Below are 310 nucleotides of genomic sequence, written 5' to 3' on the forward strand. Positions count from 1 at the left end.
CGGCGGCGAACGGGATCATCACGCGTGGTGTCCTGCTGGACATCGCGAGGGTCCGCGATGTGCCGTGGTTGGAACCGGGGCAGGGTGTGTTTCCCGAGGATCTCGAGGAGGCCGAGCGTCGCCAGGGTGTGCGGGTGCGATCCGGCGATGCGGTACTCCTGCGGACCGGCTATGGCCGCGTCCGACACGAGACCGGGGCGGCCAACGGTTTCACGCAGGCTGGCTGGCACGCGTCCTGCCTGCCGTGGCTGCATGAACGGGGGGTCGCGCTGATCGGCGCTGACACTCCCCAGGACGTTCAGCCGTCGGG

General features: G+C 70.0%; 1 protein-coding gene. It reads left to right on the plus strand.

Annotated features, from left to right (window positions below; translation table 11 throughout):
- Window positions 1-310, plus strand: a 310-nt coding sequence (locus FXF52_RS41365; RefSeq protein WP_148805102.1) for a cyclase family protein, incomplete at both ends; no start/stop codon positions are given.

Origin of the sequence: Micromonospora sp. MP36 (assembly GCF_008119785.1) — a bacterium.
Taxonomy (GTDB): domain Bacteria; phylum Actinomycetota; class Actinomycetes; order Mycobacteriales; family Micromonosporaceae; genus Micromonospora.